Raw genomic sequence first — 14,044 nt, 5'->3', positions numbered from 1 at the left:
GCAGGGAGTGGACGACATGGCGAGCTGGAATCACGACGGCACCCAGGACCCCGGGCCGCCGCCGCTGATGTCAGATCCGCTGTCCGGCCTGGTCACCGGCGGTAAGTACGACGCCGAGGCCGTGCGGGTCCGGGTGGTCGAGCCCGCGGCACCCGACATCGACAAGGTCCGCGAGGCCATGGCGTCGGTGCTCGACGAGGACTCCGAGCTGATGATCGGGCTCCCACCCGCTGGGATGGTCGAGCCACCGCCCGCCCCGGAGAACCTGGGCGCCAACGACCCGGACGCGGGCGACGGCGGTGAGGGCGTCGGCCCCGCGATCGCCGCCGAGACCGCGCCACCGCTGCCCACCCCGCCGGTCGGGATCCCCGCGATCCCCGCCGCGCGCATCCCGCTGCAGCGCGGTGTGCCGCCGCGCCCGCTGCGGAGACCGTCGTTCTCGCCGGGCATCGCGGCGGTCGTGCTGTTACTGCTGGTGATCGGGGTGCTCGTCATCGTGATGCTGGCCAGCCTGATCGACACGATCTCGTCGTTGTTCGGCTGAAACCCTCAGCACTCTCAGCTTGGCCGCGTTACCTTACGCGCGCGGCCGAGTGGGCGGCCGTACGCGTGTCCCGGTTACCCTGAACGCGCGGGCGGGTTGGAGATGGGGTGGCTGGCATCATCGGGGGCGCGAGCGCAGAACAGGACGGCGGCACCAGGCCGCTGGCCGAGTCCAATGCTTCCATCACACACCGTGCGCGGAGTGTGCTCGCGATCAGGGGGTTCCGCAGACTCTGGGGTGTCACCTACCTGTGCAGCATTGGTGACTGGCTGTCACTGCTTGCGCTGACCAGCCTGGTCACCAAGATGACCGACGGCTACTACTCGGCGCAGAGCTTCGCGTTCGCCGGCGTCGTCCTCACCCAGCTGCTGCCCGGCTTGCTGTTCGCCCCGCTCGGCGGCCTGCTCGCCGACCGGTTCGACCGCCGCAAGGTCATGGTGATCTGCGACGTCCTGCGCTGCGCGCTGTTCGTGTCGATCGCCGTCGTCGGCTCCCCGGTGTGGCTGTTCATCGCGAACTTCTTCATCGGCTGCTGCTCGATGATGTGGATCCCGTCCAAGGACGCCGCGGTGCCGAACCTGCTGCGCCGCTCCGACCAGGTCGAGACCGCCGCCCAGCTCGGGCTGGTGATGACGTACGGCATCGCCGCCATCACCGGCGCCGGCCTCTACGCGATCATCACCGGCATCACCACGAACCTCAACATCCAGCCGGACCCCGAGGGCTTCGGCATGGCGAAGATCATCGTGGTGGTCATCGGCGCGCTGTACCTGACGAGCGCGCTGCTCATCGCGACCCGCATCCCGGAGCTGTCCAGCCGCGACACCCCGCTCGCGCAGGCGCGCAAGGCGGAGAAGAAGGCCGCCGAGGAGTCGGGCGAGCGGCTCGGCTTCGGCGCGATGGTCCGCGACGCGGGCCGGTTCGTGCGCACCACACCGCTCGTCCGCGGCCTGCTCGTCGGCATGGTCGGCGCGTTCGCCGCGGCCGGCGCGCTGATCGCGTCGGCGAACCTGTACGCGTCCAGCCTCCGCGGTGGCGCGTCGGCGTTCGGCCTGCTCATCGTGGCCATGTTCATCGGGCTCGCCACCGGCATGGCCGGGTCGCCGAAGCTCGCGCGGCGGCTGCCGCACAACCGGCTGTTCGGCATCGCGATCGTGCTGGCCGGCATCATGCTGGTCCTCGTGGCCGTGTCGCCGCACCTGTTCGTCTCGCTGATCACCGTGATGATCGTCGGCGCGTGCGCGGGCGCGGCGTTCCTGACCGGTGTGACGATCATCGGCACGCAGATCGAGGACGCGATCCGCGGCCGCATCAACGCGATCTACCAGGCGCTGATGAAGGTCATCCTGGCCGGCGCGCTGGCGTTGACGCCGCTGCTCGTCGGCCTGGTGCAGCCGCACACCGTGCTGGTGTGGGGCCGTTCGATGACCATCGACGGCACCCGGCCCGTGCTGCTCGGCGCCGGGTTGATCGCCGCGCTGGTCGGCGTGATCGCGTACCGGCAGATGGACGACCGGCGCACCGAGCCGATCCTCGCCGACCTGCTCAACGCGATCCGCGGCAAGCCGCGCCGCTCGACCGGCCTGCTGGTCGCCGTCGAAGGCGACCGCGCAGCCGACACGTCGGTGCAGGCGCACCTGCTCGCCGACTGGCTGAAGCGGCCGGGCGCCAAGGAGGTGCTGCTGGCCACCGACCCGACGCTCGACGACGAGCGGCTGCGGGCGGTGCTGGCAGGCGCGCAGCTGTCCGGTGCGCGGGCGCACGCGCTGGTCGCGGCCGCCGTGCGCGCGGACATCGTGGAGCGGCAGATCCGGCCCGCGCTCGACCGCGGCGCGCTGGTCGTCATGGAGCGGTTCGTCGACAGCCCGCTCGCGCACCTGTCCGCCGCTGCCGGCCTCGACCCGGCGGAGCTGGAAGGGCTCGCGGACTGGGCGACCGCCCGGCTGCGCCCGGACGTCACGATCCTGCTGGACCGCGACCCGAGCACGCTCGACGCGACCCAGCCGAGGAAGTCGTCGACGACCGACCACTGGCAGGTGCAGCGCGTGCTGACCGAGATGGCGTCGGCGGACCCGGACCGGTACGTGGTGGTGGACGCGGACGGCACGCCGGAGCAGGTCGCGGTGCGCGTGCGGATCGCCGTGCAGACCGCACTGGCCGGGCGCAGGACCGCGAGCCTGCTGCCGGGCGATAGCCTCGCTCCGGTGGAGGCCCGGGCGAGCGAGGCCCGGGCCACGTAGTCGGTCTGGTCGGAGGCGCTGTGGGCACCGTGTGGTCGCAGGTGGTCGGGCAGCCGGAAGCCGTCGAGGTGCTGACGGCGTCGGCGGCAGCGGCGGCGTCGATCGTCGACGGCACGTTCGGCGGTGGCCCGACCTCGGCGGTGGCGCACGCGTGGCTGTTCACCGGGCCGCCCGGCTCCGGCAGGTCGGTGGCGGCGAAGGCGTTCGCGGCAGCGTTGCAATGTGAGACGGGCACGGGCTGCGGTGCGTGCGCGGGCTGCCGGACGACCATGGCGGGCACCCACGCGGACGTGCACGTGGTCGTGCCGGAAGGCCTGTCGATCTCCGTCGCCGAGATGCGCTCGCTGGTCCAGGTCGCGGCGAAGCGGCCGACGGGTGCGCGCTGGCAGGTCGTCATCATCACCGACGCCGACCGGCTGACGGAAGGCGCCGCGAACGCGCTGCTGAAGGCAGTCGAGGAACCGCCGGAGCGCACGGTGTTCCTGCTGGCCGCGCCGTCGGACCACCCGGAGGACGTGCCGGTGACCATCCGGTCGCGGTGCCGCCACCTGGGGCTGCGCACCCCGTCGCCGTCGGCGATCGCGGAGGTCCTGGTGTCCCGCGACGGCGTCGCCCCCGACATGGCGACGTGGGCGGCGTCCGTGTGCGGCGGCCACGTCGGCAGGGCACGGCGCCTGGCGAGGGACGAGGCGGCACGCGCCCGCCGCGAGTCGGTGCTGCGGATCCCCCTGAACCTGCGCAGGCTGTCGGACGTCTTCGACTGCGCGGACGACCTGGTGAAGGCGGCCGAGGCGGACGCCAACGAGGTCAGCGGCACCCGCGACGAGGCGGAGAAGGAAGCGCTGAAGACCGCCATGGGCCACGGCGGCACCGGCAAGGGCGCGGCGACGGCCACCCGCGGCAGCGCGGCGGCACTCAAGGAGCTGGAGCGCCGCCAGAAGAGCCGCGCGACCCGGACCCAGCGCGACGCGATCGACCTGGCGCTGGTGGACCTGGCCGGGTTCTACCGGGACGTGCTGGTGCTGTCGTCGGGCAGCGGGGCGAGGCTCAACCACCCGGACCGCGAGCGCGACGCCCGGCAGGCGGCGGGCGCGTGGACGCAGGAGTCGACACTGCGGCGGCTGGAGGCCGTGCTGGCGTGCCGCGAGGCGATGGAGCTGAACGTGAAGCCGAGGATCGCCATAGAGGCGATGCTGACGGCACTGCATTACGGCTGAGGGCGGCCTCCGGCCCCCGGTTTCCAGCGTACTGGCGGGGTACGACAATTCCGGCGAAGTTATCCACAGGCTGGCGTTCCTGCGCTGGTGGCGCCGCTGCGCGGAGGCCACTGATCAGCAGGTAAGCATGCGCGAACGCCTGTGGACGAGGCCTGTGGACAACCTCGCCACCTGTGGACAACTCGCGATCACCCGGCGCTCAGTGTCGTACCCATGGCGTAGCGTGGTTCGAGGGGGCCGGAGGCCAAGCCGGCCCCGCCCGAGGGCCGGCTCAGCCGGATTCACTTGTCGGTTTTGCCGGGCTTCTCCTCGGCTTCGCCGGAGGCCTTCGAGTCGCTTGGCGTCGCTTCGGCGGCTTCCACCTCGGGCTCCGCGCCTTCCGCGTCGGCCTTTGCGGGTGATGCAGCCTCGGTGCTCTCCGCTGCCGCTCCGGCCTCGGGTGTTTCCGCTGTGGGCCTCTCGGCCTCGGCTTCGCCGGTCGTCGCTTCGGTGGCCGACTTCTCCGGCTCAGCCTCGGCAGCTTCCAGGTCGGTGGCCTCCGCCTCGGTCGTGCCGCTCGTCTCCGCCGCGGTCGGCTGCTCCGGCTCGGCCTCGGCAGCCTCCGCCTCCGCAGCGGTCGCCTCGGTGGTTTCCGCCGAGGACTGCGCGTCCTTCGGCGTGGGAGGACCGTCCGGCGCGTCTCCCGTGCCGCGCGGCCCGGCAGGCGCGAACGCCCGCGGTGAGCGCAACGTCGGCAGCGCCGCCACGATGACCACGCCGATCAGCAGCATCGCCGTCCCGGTCCAGAACAGCGGGATCGTCTTGTACGCCATCGTCGTGTAGGCCAGCTCCATCGGCGCCCTGCCCTGCGGCTTCGGCGTCGGCGGCGGGACCGGCTGCTCCGACGTCCGGCACACGACCCCGCCGGTCGGGGCGTACGCCCGCGCGATCTGCTCGCCGAGCGCGACCTGCGCCAGCGCCGACGGCAGGTTCGGCAGGCCGAGCGCCTGCGTCGGCAGCACCTGCACGTCCAGCATCCGCGCCGTGGCACCCAGCTGGAAGCCCTTGAACGGCGTCGTCATGGCCGTGCCGCGCTGGTCGAGCTGCGCCACGCCGAGCCGGATGACACCCAGGTCGATGCGGTGCAGCGCGTCCGTCACCTTCTGCCCGTTCGCGAGCAGGTCACCGATGATCGGCAGCGTCGGCGCACTCTGCCCGAGCGGGATGCCGATGGGGATGTCGAACTTCGGGTTGGCCGCGTCGAGCCGGCCGAGCACCTTCCCGCCCTGCTCGACCGCCAGCACCGGCGCGGTGTACTTCACAGTCGACGTCTTCTCGTCGCCCGTGGACGTGACCTGCAGCGTCGGCTGGCTGACGACGCGGACGGTCAGCTCGAACGGCGTGCCCGCGAGCAGCTTCAGCGCCGCGACCTGCATCGTCGACGTCGACTGCACCGCCTTGTTCGGCGAGCCGGGGATGTCGACGAGCCGCACGACCGACCGCGCGGACAACGTGTTCGGCAGGCTGATCAGCGAGCCCGCCCCGTCGGCGGTCGCCTTGCCGGACAGCGCGCCGCCCAGGGTGGAGAGCGGCCCGGGGAGCTTCTTGATGCCGTCGATCAGGGTCTTGTCGGCGTTCGCGTCGAGCTTGGGGGCGTCGAACACGCCGGTGAGGTCGGGCGTCGACGGCAGCGTGGGGATCGCGTTGAGCAGCGAGAGGCTCGCGATCTCGGTGGACGCGTCGGCGATCGTCCCCACACAGGGGCCGGCGGTGTCGCTCCACCGCGCGTGCACCTGACCGGTGAGCGCACCGGCGCGGACGAGCGCGTCCAGTGGTGACGACGGCAGCGCCAGCCCGTTGTGGATGGGCTTCGGGTTGTCCGGCGACGCGGTCTGCGACAGCGCGCCCGGCGCCTGCGGGCTGCCACCCTGGATGGCGATCCCGCCCGGCGCGGCCTGCGCGATCGACCGCTCGAACGACAGGTACGCCTCGGAGTTGACCTGCGCGGACGCGAGCCCCAACCCGAGCTCGGCGGCCGACTGCTTGGGCAGCTTGTCCGCCATGCCGGGCACGATCGCCTTCGTCGGCGTCGAGTTCGGCAGGATCCGCAGGATCCCGAGCCCGGTCCCGGCGTCCCCGACCGCGTGCCCCGGCGGCACCGCCCCGACCGGCGAGGACATCCCGGGCGACTCGGGGTTCGTCGGCGTGGGGATCGGCGTGGTCGGCTGAGCCGCCGCGGGCATGGCGGCAAGCCCAAGGACCACCGCGGCAAGCCCCACCGCCGTCGCGACCTGCGACCGTCCGCGCATCGGCATCCTCCTCGACTGCGACCAGTGCCACCACCAGCAACTACGTAACGAGGGAGGTGGTGTGCGGGTGACGCTGGGGCGCCGGTTACACTATGACCACCTCGCCGCCTTAGCTCAGTCGGCCAGAGCGGCTCACTCGTAATGAGCAGGTCAAGGGTTCGATTCCCTTAGGCGGCTCCAGGTGAGGGTCAGGCCCCGTCCATGGAAGTGGACGGGGCCTGATTCATGTCCGGGTGGACCGCGCCCTGCCGGTGGGGACGATGCGGGGCCTCGATGATCAGTAGGAGATCGTCGTTGCTCGGTAAATGGTCCAGCCGACGTCGTTCGTGCCCGTTGCGTGCGAGGTGAAGCCACCGTCGTAAACCATGTTGGTGGAGCACGCGGTGCCGCTTCCGGTGTAACACCGGATTCCGGCGCCGTCCTGTTCGCGGTAGATCAGCGCGGAACCGCCTGCGCGATCAGCCGTGCGCGTGGCAGCCCCGGTGATACGCGCCCACGTGGTTCGACAGGACGGGCTGTAGCGCAGATAAATCGTGGCGCCGCCGCCGACCGCTTTGGAATCGATCGTCCGCGCGTCGTTGACGCAGCCGGTGGCGGTCGGGTCCCGGCCGTCGTAATACCAGTCGCCGAGGGCGGCCGAAGCGGGCTGGGCCACGAGGACACCGCTGGTCAGCGCCAGCAGGCCAACAAACAACGCGATGCTCAGTCGTCGCATGTATTCGTTTACGAACAGTTGCCTGTTTGATGAATTGCTCCGCAGAATTACGGATGATGCCGCAGCCCGTTCAGGCGAGGTGTGCGAACTCCCGCTGCCACTCGGCGTACCACTCCGCGAACCACGGGTGCGCCACCGACAGCGGCACGATCGACCGGACCGTCTCCGCGTAGTACGTGCGCTGCTTCTCCGGGCGTGGGTGGGTGTCCAGCCGCTGGACGTTGCTCGCCCGGTCCGCCAGCTTCACCAGCAGCGCCTCGACCGGGGCCGAGCGGAGACGGGCGAGGTAGGCCGCCCGGTCGTCGCCCTTCGTGACCCAGTCGACCAGGGTTGCCACCTCCGCGCCGAACGTGTCGCGGACCTCCGCCAGCGTGCAGTCGGTGTCCTCGACGACGTCGTGCAGGACGGCCGCGCGCCACAGCACCGGGTCGGTGACGCCCGCGCCGTACGCCAGAAACGCCGTGGCCTCCTTCAGGTGTTCGACGTACGGTTCACCCGCCGGCCTGGTCTGGCCGGCGTGCCAGCGGACCGCGAACGTGACCGCCTCCTCGAGACCCGGCGGCCACTCGTCGGCGGCCGAGAACGTGCGCGGCATGCGCCGAGCCTAGGTCAGGGGAGCAGTCGATGAGCGGTGTTCAGCGGTCCCTCGGCGCGTACGGGCCGCCGCGCCGGCTGCCGCACTTCGTGCTGCGGCGGATGCTCGACGCGGTGTCGCCCGGCACCATGCCGGACGAGCCGGTCGCCGCGCTGGAGCGGCGGATCGCCGGGCTGCTCGGCAAGCCGCGTGCGTTGTTCTTCCCCACCGGCACGATGGCGCAGCAGGTCGCGCTGCGCATCCACGCCGAACGCACCGGCAGGCACGCCTTCACCGCGCACCCCGCCAACCACCTCGACCTGTGGGAGCAGCGCGGGTACGCCGTCGTGCACGGGCTGGGGTTCCAGCCGGCCGGCGAGCGGTACCGGACGCTGACCCGCGCGGACCTCGACGACGTCAAGGAACCCGTCGGTGCGCTGCTCATCGAGCTGCCGCAGCGGGAGATCGGCGGCTTCCTGCCCACCTGGGAAGAGCTGTCCGCGCAGGTCGCCTGGGCCCGTGACCGCGGCGCGGCCGTGCACCTCGACGGTGCCCGGCTGTGGGAGTCGCAGCCGTTCTACGGCCGGCCGCACGCCGAGATCGCCGCGCTGTTCGACACCGTCTACGTGTCGCTCTACAAGGGACTCGAAGGTGTCCGCGGCGCGGTGCTCGCCGGGGACGAGGCCACCATCGAGCACGCCGACGTCTGGCGGCGCAGGCTCGGCGGCGCGATCCCCGACGCCTGGCCGCTCGCGCTCGCCGCCATGGTGGGGCTCGACGAGGTCCTGCCGAGGATGGCCGCCTTCCGCGACCACGCCGTCGCCATCGCCGCGGCGCTCACGGCACGTGGCGTGGTCGACGTGCTGCCGAACCCGCCGCACACGCCGATGTGCCACATCCTGCTGCCGGTGCCGCCCGCCGCCGCCGAGGCCGCGGGCACGGCGATCGCGGAGGAACTGGGCGTGCGCATGTTCCGGCGTGTGGGTGCCGAGTCGTGGCCCGATCGGTGTCGAGTGGAGTTCACCGTCGGTGAGCACACGATGGGGTTCTCGCCGGACGAGGTGGCCGCCCTGTTCGCGGACGTCGTGCGTCGTGCCTCGTGAGCGGCGCATTACGGTAGCCGGGTGCCCCTGTTCTCCTTCGAAGGCAAGTCGCCGGTCGTTCACCCGGACGCGTGGATCGCGCCGACTGCCACGCTCATCGGTGATGTGACGGTCGAGGCGGGTGCGTCCGTCTGGTACGGCGTGGTGATCCGCGCGGACTTCGGTGCGATCGTGATCCGCGAGGGCGCGAACGTGCAGGACAACTCCGTCATCCACGTCGGCAACGGCGTGTGCGAGGTCGGGCCCGGCGCCACCATCGGGCACCTGTGCCTCGTGCACGACTGCACGATCGGCGCGGAAGCCCTGGTGGGCAACGGTTCGACCGTGCTCGACGGCGCCGTGATCGGGTCGCGCGCGCTGATCGCGGCCGGGTCGACCGTCGCGCCCGGCACCGAGGTGCCCGGCGAGACGGTCGCCGTCGGGTCACCGGCGAAGAAGTTCCTGCCGCTCGTCGGCACCGCGAAGATGTGGGTCGACCACAACCAGGAGATCTACCGCGACCTCGCGCGCAGGCACCGGGACGGCGTCGAGCCCGTCTAGCTGGGCAGCGTGTAGGGGACGGTGGCGGTGAGGCGCACGAAGCCGAGCTTCTCGAGGATCGGGCGGCTCGTCGGCAGCGCGTCCGTGCGCAGGTAGCGGTAGCCGCGTTCGGCGGCGAGCTTCGTGCGGAGGCTCACCAGCGCGCGGTAGATGCCCTTGCCGCGCCACTCGGGGAGCGTGCCGCCGCCCCACAGGCTCGCGAAGTCGGTGCCCACGTGGAAGTCGACGCGGGCGGCGCACACCGGCTCGTCACCCGCCAGCGCGAGCACGGGCGCGACCGCGCCGGACGGGATCCGCTCCCGCATGCTGTCGATCATCGGGCCGTGGTCGCCGCCGAACACCGTGTCGTGCACGGCCTTCACCTGCCGCAGGCCGTCCTCATCGGACACGGTGACGAGCCGGATGCCCTCCGGTGCGGGGATCTCGGGCACGTCCGCGACGTCCGCGACCATCAGCGCCTCCTCCTCGCCGGGCACGAGACCGGCCTTGAGCAGGCGCTCCGGCAGGTCGGCTGGGCGGTCGTAGGCGTAGTACTTCCACTCGAAGTCACGGCCCCGCGAGGTGAAGTACCGGATCTGCTCGGCGATCACGTCGTCCGCGGTCGACTCGTTCAGGTCGGACCACTCGACCCCCGACCAGCCGTCCTCGGCGGGGCTGAGGCAGCGGATCACCGACCCGGCGCGCTCGAACCGGCCGCCGTCGAGCGTCGGTCGTACGACATTGCGCAACTGCGCGTCGAATGCCGCGAGCGCGGCCGCGTTCTCCATGGCGCGTAGTGGACCACCGCGGGTCGCGCGCGGGCAACCGGGTTACCGCCGGGCGATGGCCAGCAGGTGTGCCGTCGCGCCGAGGAGGGAGGGCTCGCGTTCCGTGCGTTCGAGCAGTTCGAGCAGAACGGCGCGCTTGCCCGGATCCGCCAGCCGGTCCGCGACGTCCGGGATCCAGTGCGCCATGCCCTCCACGGGCAGGAGGTCGACGAGCGTGAGGCCCGCGTCGGCGACCTCGCTCACGATCTCCTCGGGGCGGTGGAAGTAGCAGGTCGTGAAGCCGTACGGGTGGTGCTGGGTGCCGCGGCGCGTGCCGGAGGTGAGGTCCTCGCGCAGCATCGAGGTGAAGCCGGGGACGTCGACCAATCCGCGCAGCATGCCCTCGAACATCGGCGACCAGCGGCTGATCGCGGCGGCGATCACGAGGTCACGGCTGACGCGCGCGGCCTCGGCGAGCGCGCGCACGCGGTCCGCCCGGTCGAGCAGGTGGTAGAGCGGGCCGAGGAGCAGGACGGCGTCGTGACTCGCATCGGGTTCGGCGAGGCCGCGGGCGTCACCCTCGACCGCGTCGATGCCGTTCGCGCGTGCGGTGGCGACGTGCCGGGGCACCGGGTCGACGAGCCGGACGCGGTGGCCCTCCTCGGCGAGCCACGTCGCGTAGACGCCGGAAGCGCCGCCGACGTCGAGGACGTCCGCGCGCGGCGGCAGGTGGCGGCGCAGCAGGACCCTGGTGCGCAACAGTTCCACGGAGCCGACGAGGCGGGTGTCCTCGCCCCCGCGTTCGTAGTACTCGAGGATGTCGGCGTCCATGCCGGAGGACGGTAACGCCGGTGTGCGGGAATTCGCACTTGAGTTTCACGTAACGTCAATTCCTAGCGTCCTGGGCATGGCACCGAAGAAGAAACAGACGTTCCAGGTCACCCTGGAACTGCCTGCCGGCGACGCGCCGATGGTCGACCTCGGCAAGATGCTGGGGCAGACCGGCGTGAACCTGGTGGAGGTCAAGCGTTCCTACGACGCGAGCACGTCCGGGCAGCGCGGCGACGTGGTGCCGGTCGTGGTCACGGTCTTCGAGGACCGGTCGTTCGAGCTGCGCACGAAGACGCCGCCCACCGCGTTCCTCATCAAGAAGGCGTTGGGCGGCAAGGGATCCCCGAGGCCGGGCCACAACGGCGCCGGGTCGCTGACGCGCGACCAGCTGCGCGCGATCGCGGAGCGGAAGCTGCCCGACCTGAACACCACGGACGTCGAGGCGGCGATGCGGACCATCGCGGGCACGGCCCGCTCGATGGGGGTGTCCATAGTGGAATGAAGGTCGTGCCCCCGTTCCGCGCGCTGGATCCCGCGCTGGCCGTCGCCGAGCGGCTGCTGCCGGACACGCGTCTGTCCACTGTGGTGCGTGCGCTGCCGGATGAGCACATCGCCGCGGCGCGGTTGAACGACGTCCTCGCCGGCTGCGGCGCCGGACCCCGGTTGCGGGCGGTCGGCGGCGAGTGGCGGGTGGTGTACGTGGCGGCCGCCCGCCACGACACGGAACTGGTGGTCGCGGCGGGCGGGCTGGCCTCGCTCGTCGCGGTGGCTGGGTGGCGGCGGCTCAAGTGCTGCGAGCGGTGCGGTACGCCGTTCGTCGACCGCACGAACGGGTGCACCCGGCGCTGGTGCACGGCGCACCGCCCGCACGCGTCCTGAGTTGTCCACAGGTGGGTTGGTTGTCCACAGGTAAGATCGACATCCGTCCCCCTGTCGGTGGGTACCGGTAGACTGGCATGGCGGGTGGCCCCCGGGAATGGGTGGGGGTTCACGTACGTACTGGGTGGGGTGTTTTCGCAGGTCAGCGCCGTGGTGGCGGTTTGTGTGCCCGGGTTTTGTGGTGTGTCTTGCCTGGGTTTTCCCTCCGGGGGGTCCTCGCCGGACGGGCTGGTCTCCGGGATGGCAGGGGGTCGGGCACGGGGCTGGGTTGGCAAGGACTGGTGTCCGGGGTGTGCCTGCCATCCCGTCGACCTCCCACGGGCTATCACACCGCGTCAAGGGGGCCCGGGGATTTGGGCACGGGGTTGCGTTGGGCTTCGGGCCCCCTTGACCCGGCGTGATCGGGCTTCGCCAGGTCGACGGGATGGCAGGCACCCCTCACGGGGTGATGGGGCTTCGCCCGCTTCGCGGGGTTCGGGCGCTGGACGGCGTCCTAGGTGCGGCAGGGTTTCTCCCATTGCGCTGTTTCGGCCGCAAACCCTGTGAGCGCAACGGTTGTGGCCGGTACCGTGTCGGTCCGTGGCCTGTTACGTCTGCGAGAAGCACCGGAGCGGTGACGGGGTCATCGCCGGTGACGAGCTGATCGTGCTCACCCACGTGCTTCCCGACGCCCCCGGCAACGGCGGCGCCCCCGTCTACCTCGGCCACCTGGTCGTTGAGCCCCGGCGCCACGTCCCGGGCCTCGCCGACCTCACCGCCGACGAGGCCGCCGCCCTCGGGCGGTGGGCCGTGAACGCGGCGAAAGCACTCGACGCCGAGCACGTCTACTCGTCGATCGTCGGTCACCAGGTCGACCACCTGCACCTGCACCTCGTCCCGCGGTACCCGGGTACGCCGCGCGAGTTCTGGTGGCCCCGGCTCGACGAGTGGCCGGACGCTCCACTGGGTGGGAACGCCGAGGTCACCCAGCTGGTGGGAGAGATACGGGCGCGGCTCGATGTGCCCGGCGGCGGCAGATAGTGTCGTTGCCGGCACCGACACGATGGAGGCACCCATGCACCAGCCGGCGATCCCGCACCTTGCCGCCGCCGATCCCGAACTCGCCCAGCTCGTCGAAGGCGAAGCGCAGCGCCAGTTCGAGAAGGTGCGCCTCATCGCCTCGGAGAACTACGTCTCCACCGCGGTGCTCGAGGCGACCGGCTCGGTACTGACCAACAAGTACTCCGAGGGCTACGCGGGCAAGCGCTACTACGAGGGCCAGCAGTTCATCGACCAGGTCGAGACGCTCGCCATCGAGCGCGCCAAGGCCCTCTTCGGCGTCGACCACGCCAACGTGCAGCCCTACTCCGGCTCCCCGGCCAACCTCGCGGTCTACCTCGCGACGGTCGAGCCCGGCGACACCGTCATGGGCATGGCGCTCCCCGCAGGCGGCCACCTCACGCACGGCTGGTCCGTGTCCGCCACCGGCAAGTGGTTCCGCGCCGTCCAGTACGGCGTGCGCAAGGACACCGGCCGGGTCGACATGGACGAGGTGCGGGACCTCGCCCGCGCCGAGCGGCCCAAGCTGATCTTCTGCGGTGGCACGGCCATCCCGCGCACCATCGACTTCCCGGCGTTCGCGGAGATCGCGAAGGAGGTCGGCGCGGTCCTCGTCGCCGACATCGCGCACATCGCGGGCCTCGTCGCCGGTGGCGCGCACCCCTCGCCGGTCGGGCACGCGCAGATCATCTCCACCACCACGCACAAGACGCTGCGCGGTCCGCGTGGCGCGATGCTCATGTCCGACGCCGAGCACGCCAAGGCGCTCGACAAGGCCGTCTTCCCCGGCCTGCAGGGCGGCCCGCACAACCACACCACCGCGGGCATCGCGGTCGCGCTCGCCGAGGCCGCGCGGCCGGAGTTCCGCGAGTACGCCGCCGGTGTGGTCGCCAACGCCAAGGCGCTCGCCGAGGCCCTGATGGCCCGCGGCTTCGACCTCGTGTCCGGCGGCACCGACAACCACCTGATCCTGATGGACGTCACCGCCAAGGGCACCGCGGGCAAGCCGCTCGCGAAAGCGCTCGACCGGGCGGGCATCGAACTGAACTACAACACCGTGCCGTTCGACCCGCGCAAGCCGTTCGACCCGTCCGGCCTGCGGCTGGGCACCGGCGCGATCACCACCCGCGGCCTCGGCGTCGACCAGATGCCGCAGATCGCCGAGTGGATCGACCGGACCGCGACGGCCGCCAACGAGGGCGACGAGGCCGCCATCGCGGCCATCGCCGCCGAGGTCAAGGAACTGCTGTCCGGCTACCCGATGCCGGGCTGGGCCTGAGCCACCACGATGAAAGGGCCCCTCGGCGCACCGAGGGGCCCCTTCATCGC

General features: G+C 71.8%; 14 protein-coding genes and 1 tRNA gene. 10 read left to right on the top strand and 5 right to left on the bottom strand.

Translation table 11 applies throughout. The features are described from left to right. The first annotated feature begins 16 nt into the window (after window positions 1–16). The 3 genes from ACYQ77_RS34520 (at window position 17) to ACYQ77_RS34510 (ending at window position 4,001) form a co-directional block, all read left to right on the top strand. Window positions 17–544: a hypothetical protein gene (locus ACYQ77_RS34520; RefSeq protein WP_459719072.1), complete on the top strand. Its 528-nt coding sequence runs from the start codon at window positions 17–19 to the stop codon at window positions 542–544. A 107-nt stretch (window positions 545–651) separates the two neighbouring features. Continuing rightward, on the top strand, window positions 652–2,784 hold the full coding sequence (locus ACYQ77_RS34515) for a bifunctional MFS transporter/dTMP kinase (RefSeq protein ID WP_459719071.1): 2,133 nt from the start codon (window positions 652–654) through the stop codon (window positions 2,782–2,784). Window positions 2,785–2,804: 20 nt separating this feature from the next. Further along, the gene (locus ACYQ77_RS34510) at window positions 2,805–4,001 is read left to right on the top strand and encodes a DNA polymerase III subunit delta' (protein WP_459719068.1); all 1,197 of its coding nucleotides are present in this window, start codon (window positions 2,805–2,807) and stop codon (window positions 3,999–4,001) included. A 281-nt stretch (window positions 4,002–4,282) separates the two neighbouring features. On the opposite strand, the gene ACYQ77_RS34505 is transcribed toward ACYQ77_RS34510, so the two are convergent. Next, window positions 4,283–6,289: a hypothetical protein gene (locus tag ACYQ77_RS34505; protein ID WP_459719066.1), complete on the bottom strand. Its 2,007-nt coding sequence runs from the start codon at window positions 6,287–6,289 to the stop codon at window positions 4,283–4,285. A 103-nt stretch (window positions 6,290–6,392) separates the two neighbouring features. On the opposite strand from ACYQ77_RS34505, the gene ACYQ77_RS34500 reads away from it, so the two are divergent. Next, window positions 6,393–6,469 (top strand) — tRNA-Thr (locus ACYQ77_RS34500). Window positions 6,470–6,566: 97 nt separating this feature from the next. Here the strand turns inward: ACYQ77_RS34500 and ACYQ77_RS34495 are convergent. Continuing rightward, complete coding sequence (locus ACYQ77_RS34495) at window positions 6,567–7,004, bottom strand: DUF2690 domain-containing protein (RefSeq protein ID WP_459719063.1); 438 nt, start codon at window positions 7,002–7,004, stop codon at window positions 6,567–6,569. A 70-nt stretch (window positions 7,005–7,074) separates the two neighbouring features. Next, window positions 7,075–7,599 (bottom strand): HD domain-containing protein, encoded by a 525-nt coding sequence (locus tag ACYQ77_RS34490; RefSeq protein WP_459719061.1) that lies wholly within the window; start codon window positions 7,597–7,599, stop codon window positions 7,075–7,077. Between the two features lie 29 nt (window positions 7,600–7,628). Here ACYQ77_RS34490 and ACYQ77_RS34485 point away from each other — a divergent pair, with 29 nt between their 5' ends. After that, complete coding sequence (locus ACYQ77_RS34485) at window positions 7,629–8,681, top strand: threonine aldolase family protein (RefSeq protein WP_459719059.1); 1,053 nt, start codon at window positions 7,629–7,631, stop codon at window positions 8,679–8,681. A gap of 21 nt (window positions 8,682–8,702) precedes the next feature. Further along, window positions 8,703–9,221 (top strand): gamma carbonic anhydrase family protein, encoded by a 519-nt coding sequence (locus tag ACYQ77_RS34480; protein ID WP_459719056.1) that lies wholly within the window; start codon window positions 8,703–8,705, stop codon window positions 9,219–9,221. On the opposite strand, the gene ACYQ77_RS34475 is transcribed toward ACYQ77_RS34480, so the two are convergent. Both ACYQ77_RS34475 and ACYQ77_RS34470 read right to left on the bottom strand, forming a co-directional pair. Beyond that, window positions 9,218–9,988, bottom strand: a complete 771-nt coding sequence (locus ACYQ77_RS34475; RefSeq protein ID WP_459719053.1) for a GNAT family N-acetyltransferase — start codon at window positions 9,986–9,988, stop codon at window positions 9,218–9,220. The two genes, ACYQ77_RS34480 and ACYQ77_RS34475, sit on opposite strands and share 4 nt — an antisense overlap. Window positions 9,989–10,030: 42 nt before the next feature. After that, complete coding sequence (locus tag ACYQ77_RS34470) at window positions 10,031–10,798, bottom strand: class I SAM-dependent methyltransferase (RefSeq protein ID WP_459719051.1); 768 nt, start codon at window positions 10,796–10,798, stop codon at window positions 10,031–10,033. Window positions 10,799–10,874: 76 nt separating this feature from the next. Between ACYQ77_RS34470 and ACYQ77_RS34465 the strand changes: the two genes are divergently transcribed. The 4 genes from ACYQ77_RS34465 (at window position 10,875) to ACYQ77_RS34450 (ending at window position 13,994) form a co-directional block, all read left to right on the top strand. Then, on the top strand, window positions 10,875–11,300 hold the full coding sequence (locus ACYQ77_RS34465; protein WP_459719048.1) for an uL11 family ribosomal protein: 426 nt from the start codon (window positions 10,875–10,877) through the stop codon (window positions 11,298–11,300). Next, window positions 11,297–11,677, top strand: a complete 381-nt coding sequence (locus ACYQ77_RS34460; RefSeq protein ID WP_459719046.1) for a CGNR zinc finger domain-containing protein — start codon at window positions 11,297–11,299, stop codon at window positions 11,675–11,677. The genes ACYQ77_RS34465 and ACYQ77_RS34460 overlap by 4 nt, the downstream gene beginning before the upstream one ends. Before the next feature lie 579 nt (window positions 11,678–12,256). Continuing rightward, a complete protein-coding gene (locus tag ACYQ77_RS34455; RefSeq protein ID WP_459719043.1) occupies window positions 12,257–12,697 on the top strand; it encodes an HIT family protein in 441 nt (146 codons plus the stop codon). A 34-nt stretch (window positions 12,698–12,731) separates the two neighbouring features. Continuing rightward, window positions 12,732–13,994, top strand: a complete 1,263-nt coding sequence (locus ACYQ77_RS34450; RefSeq protein ID WP_459719041.1) for a serine hydroxymethyltransferase — start codon at window positions 12,732–12,734, stop codon at window positions 13,992–13,994. Window positions 13,995–14,044 lie beyond the last annotated feature (50 nt).

Source organism: Actinophytocola sp. KF-1 (genome assembly GCF_054661535.1).
This window is presented reverse-complemented; position numbering and strand designations above follow the sequence as displayed.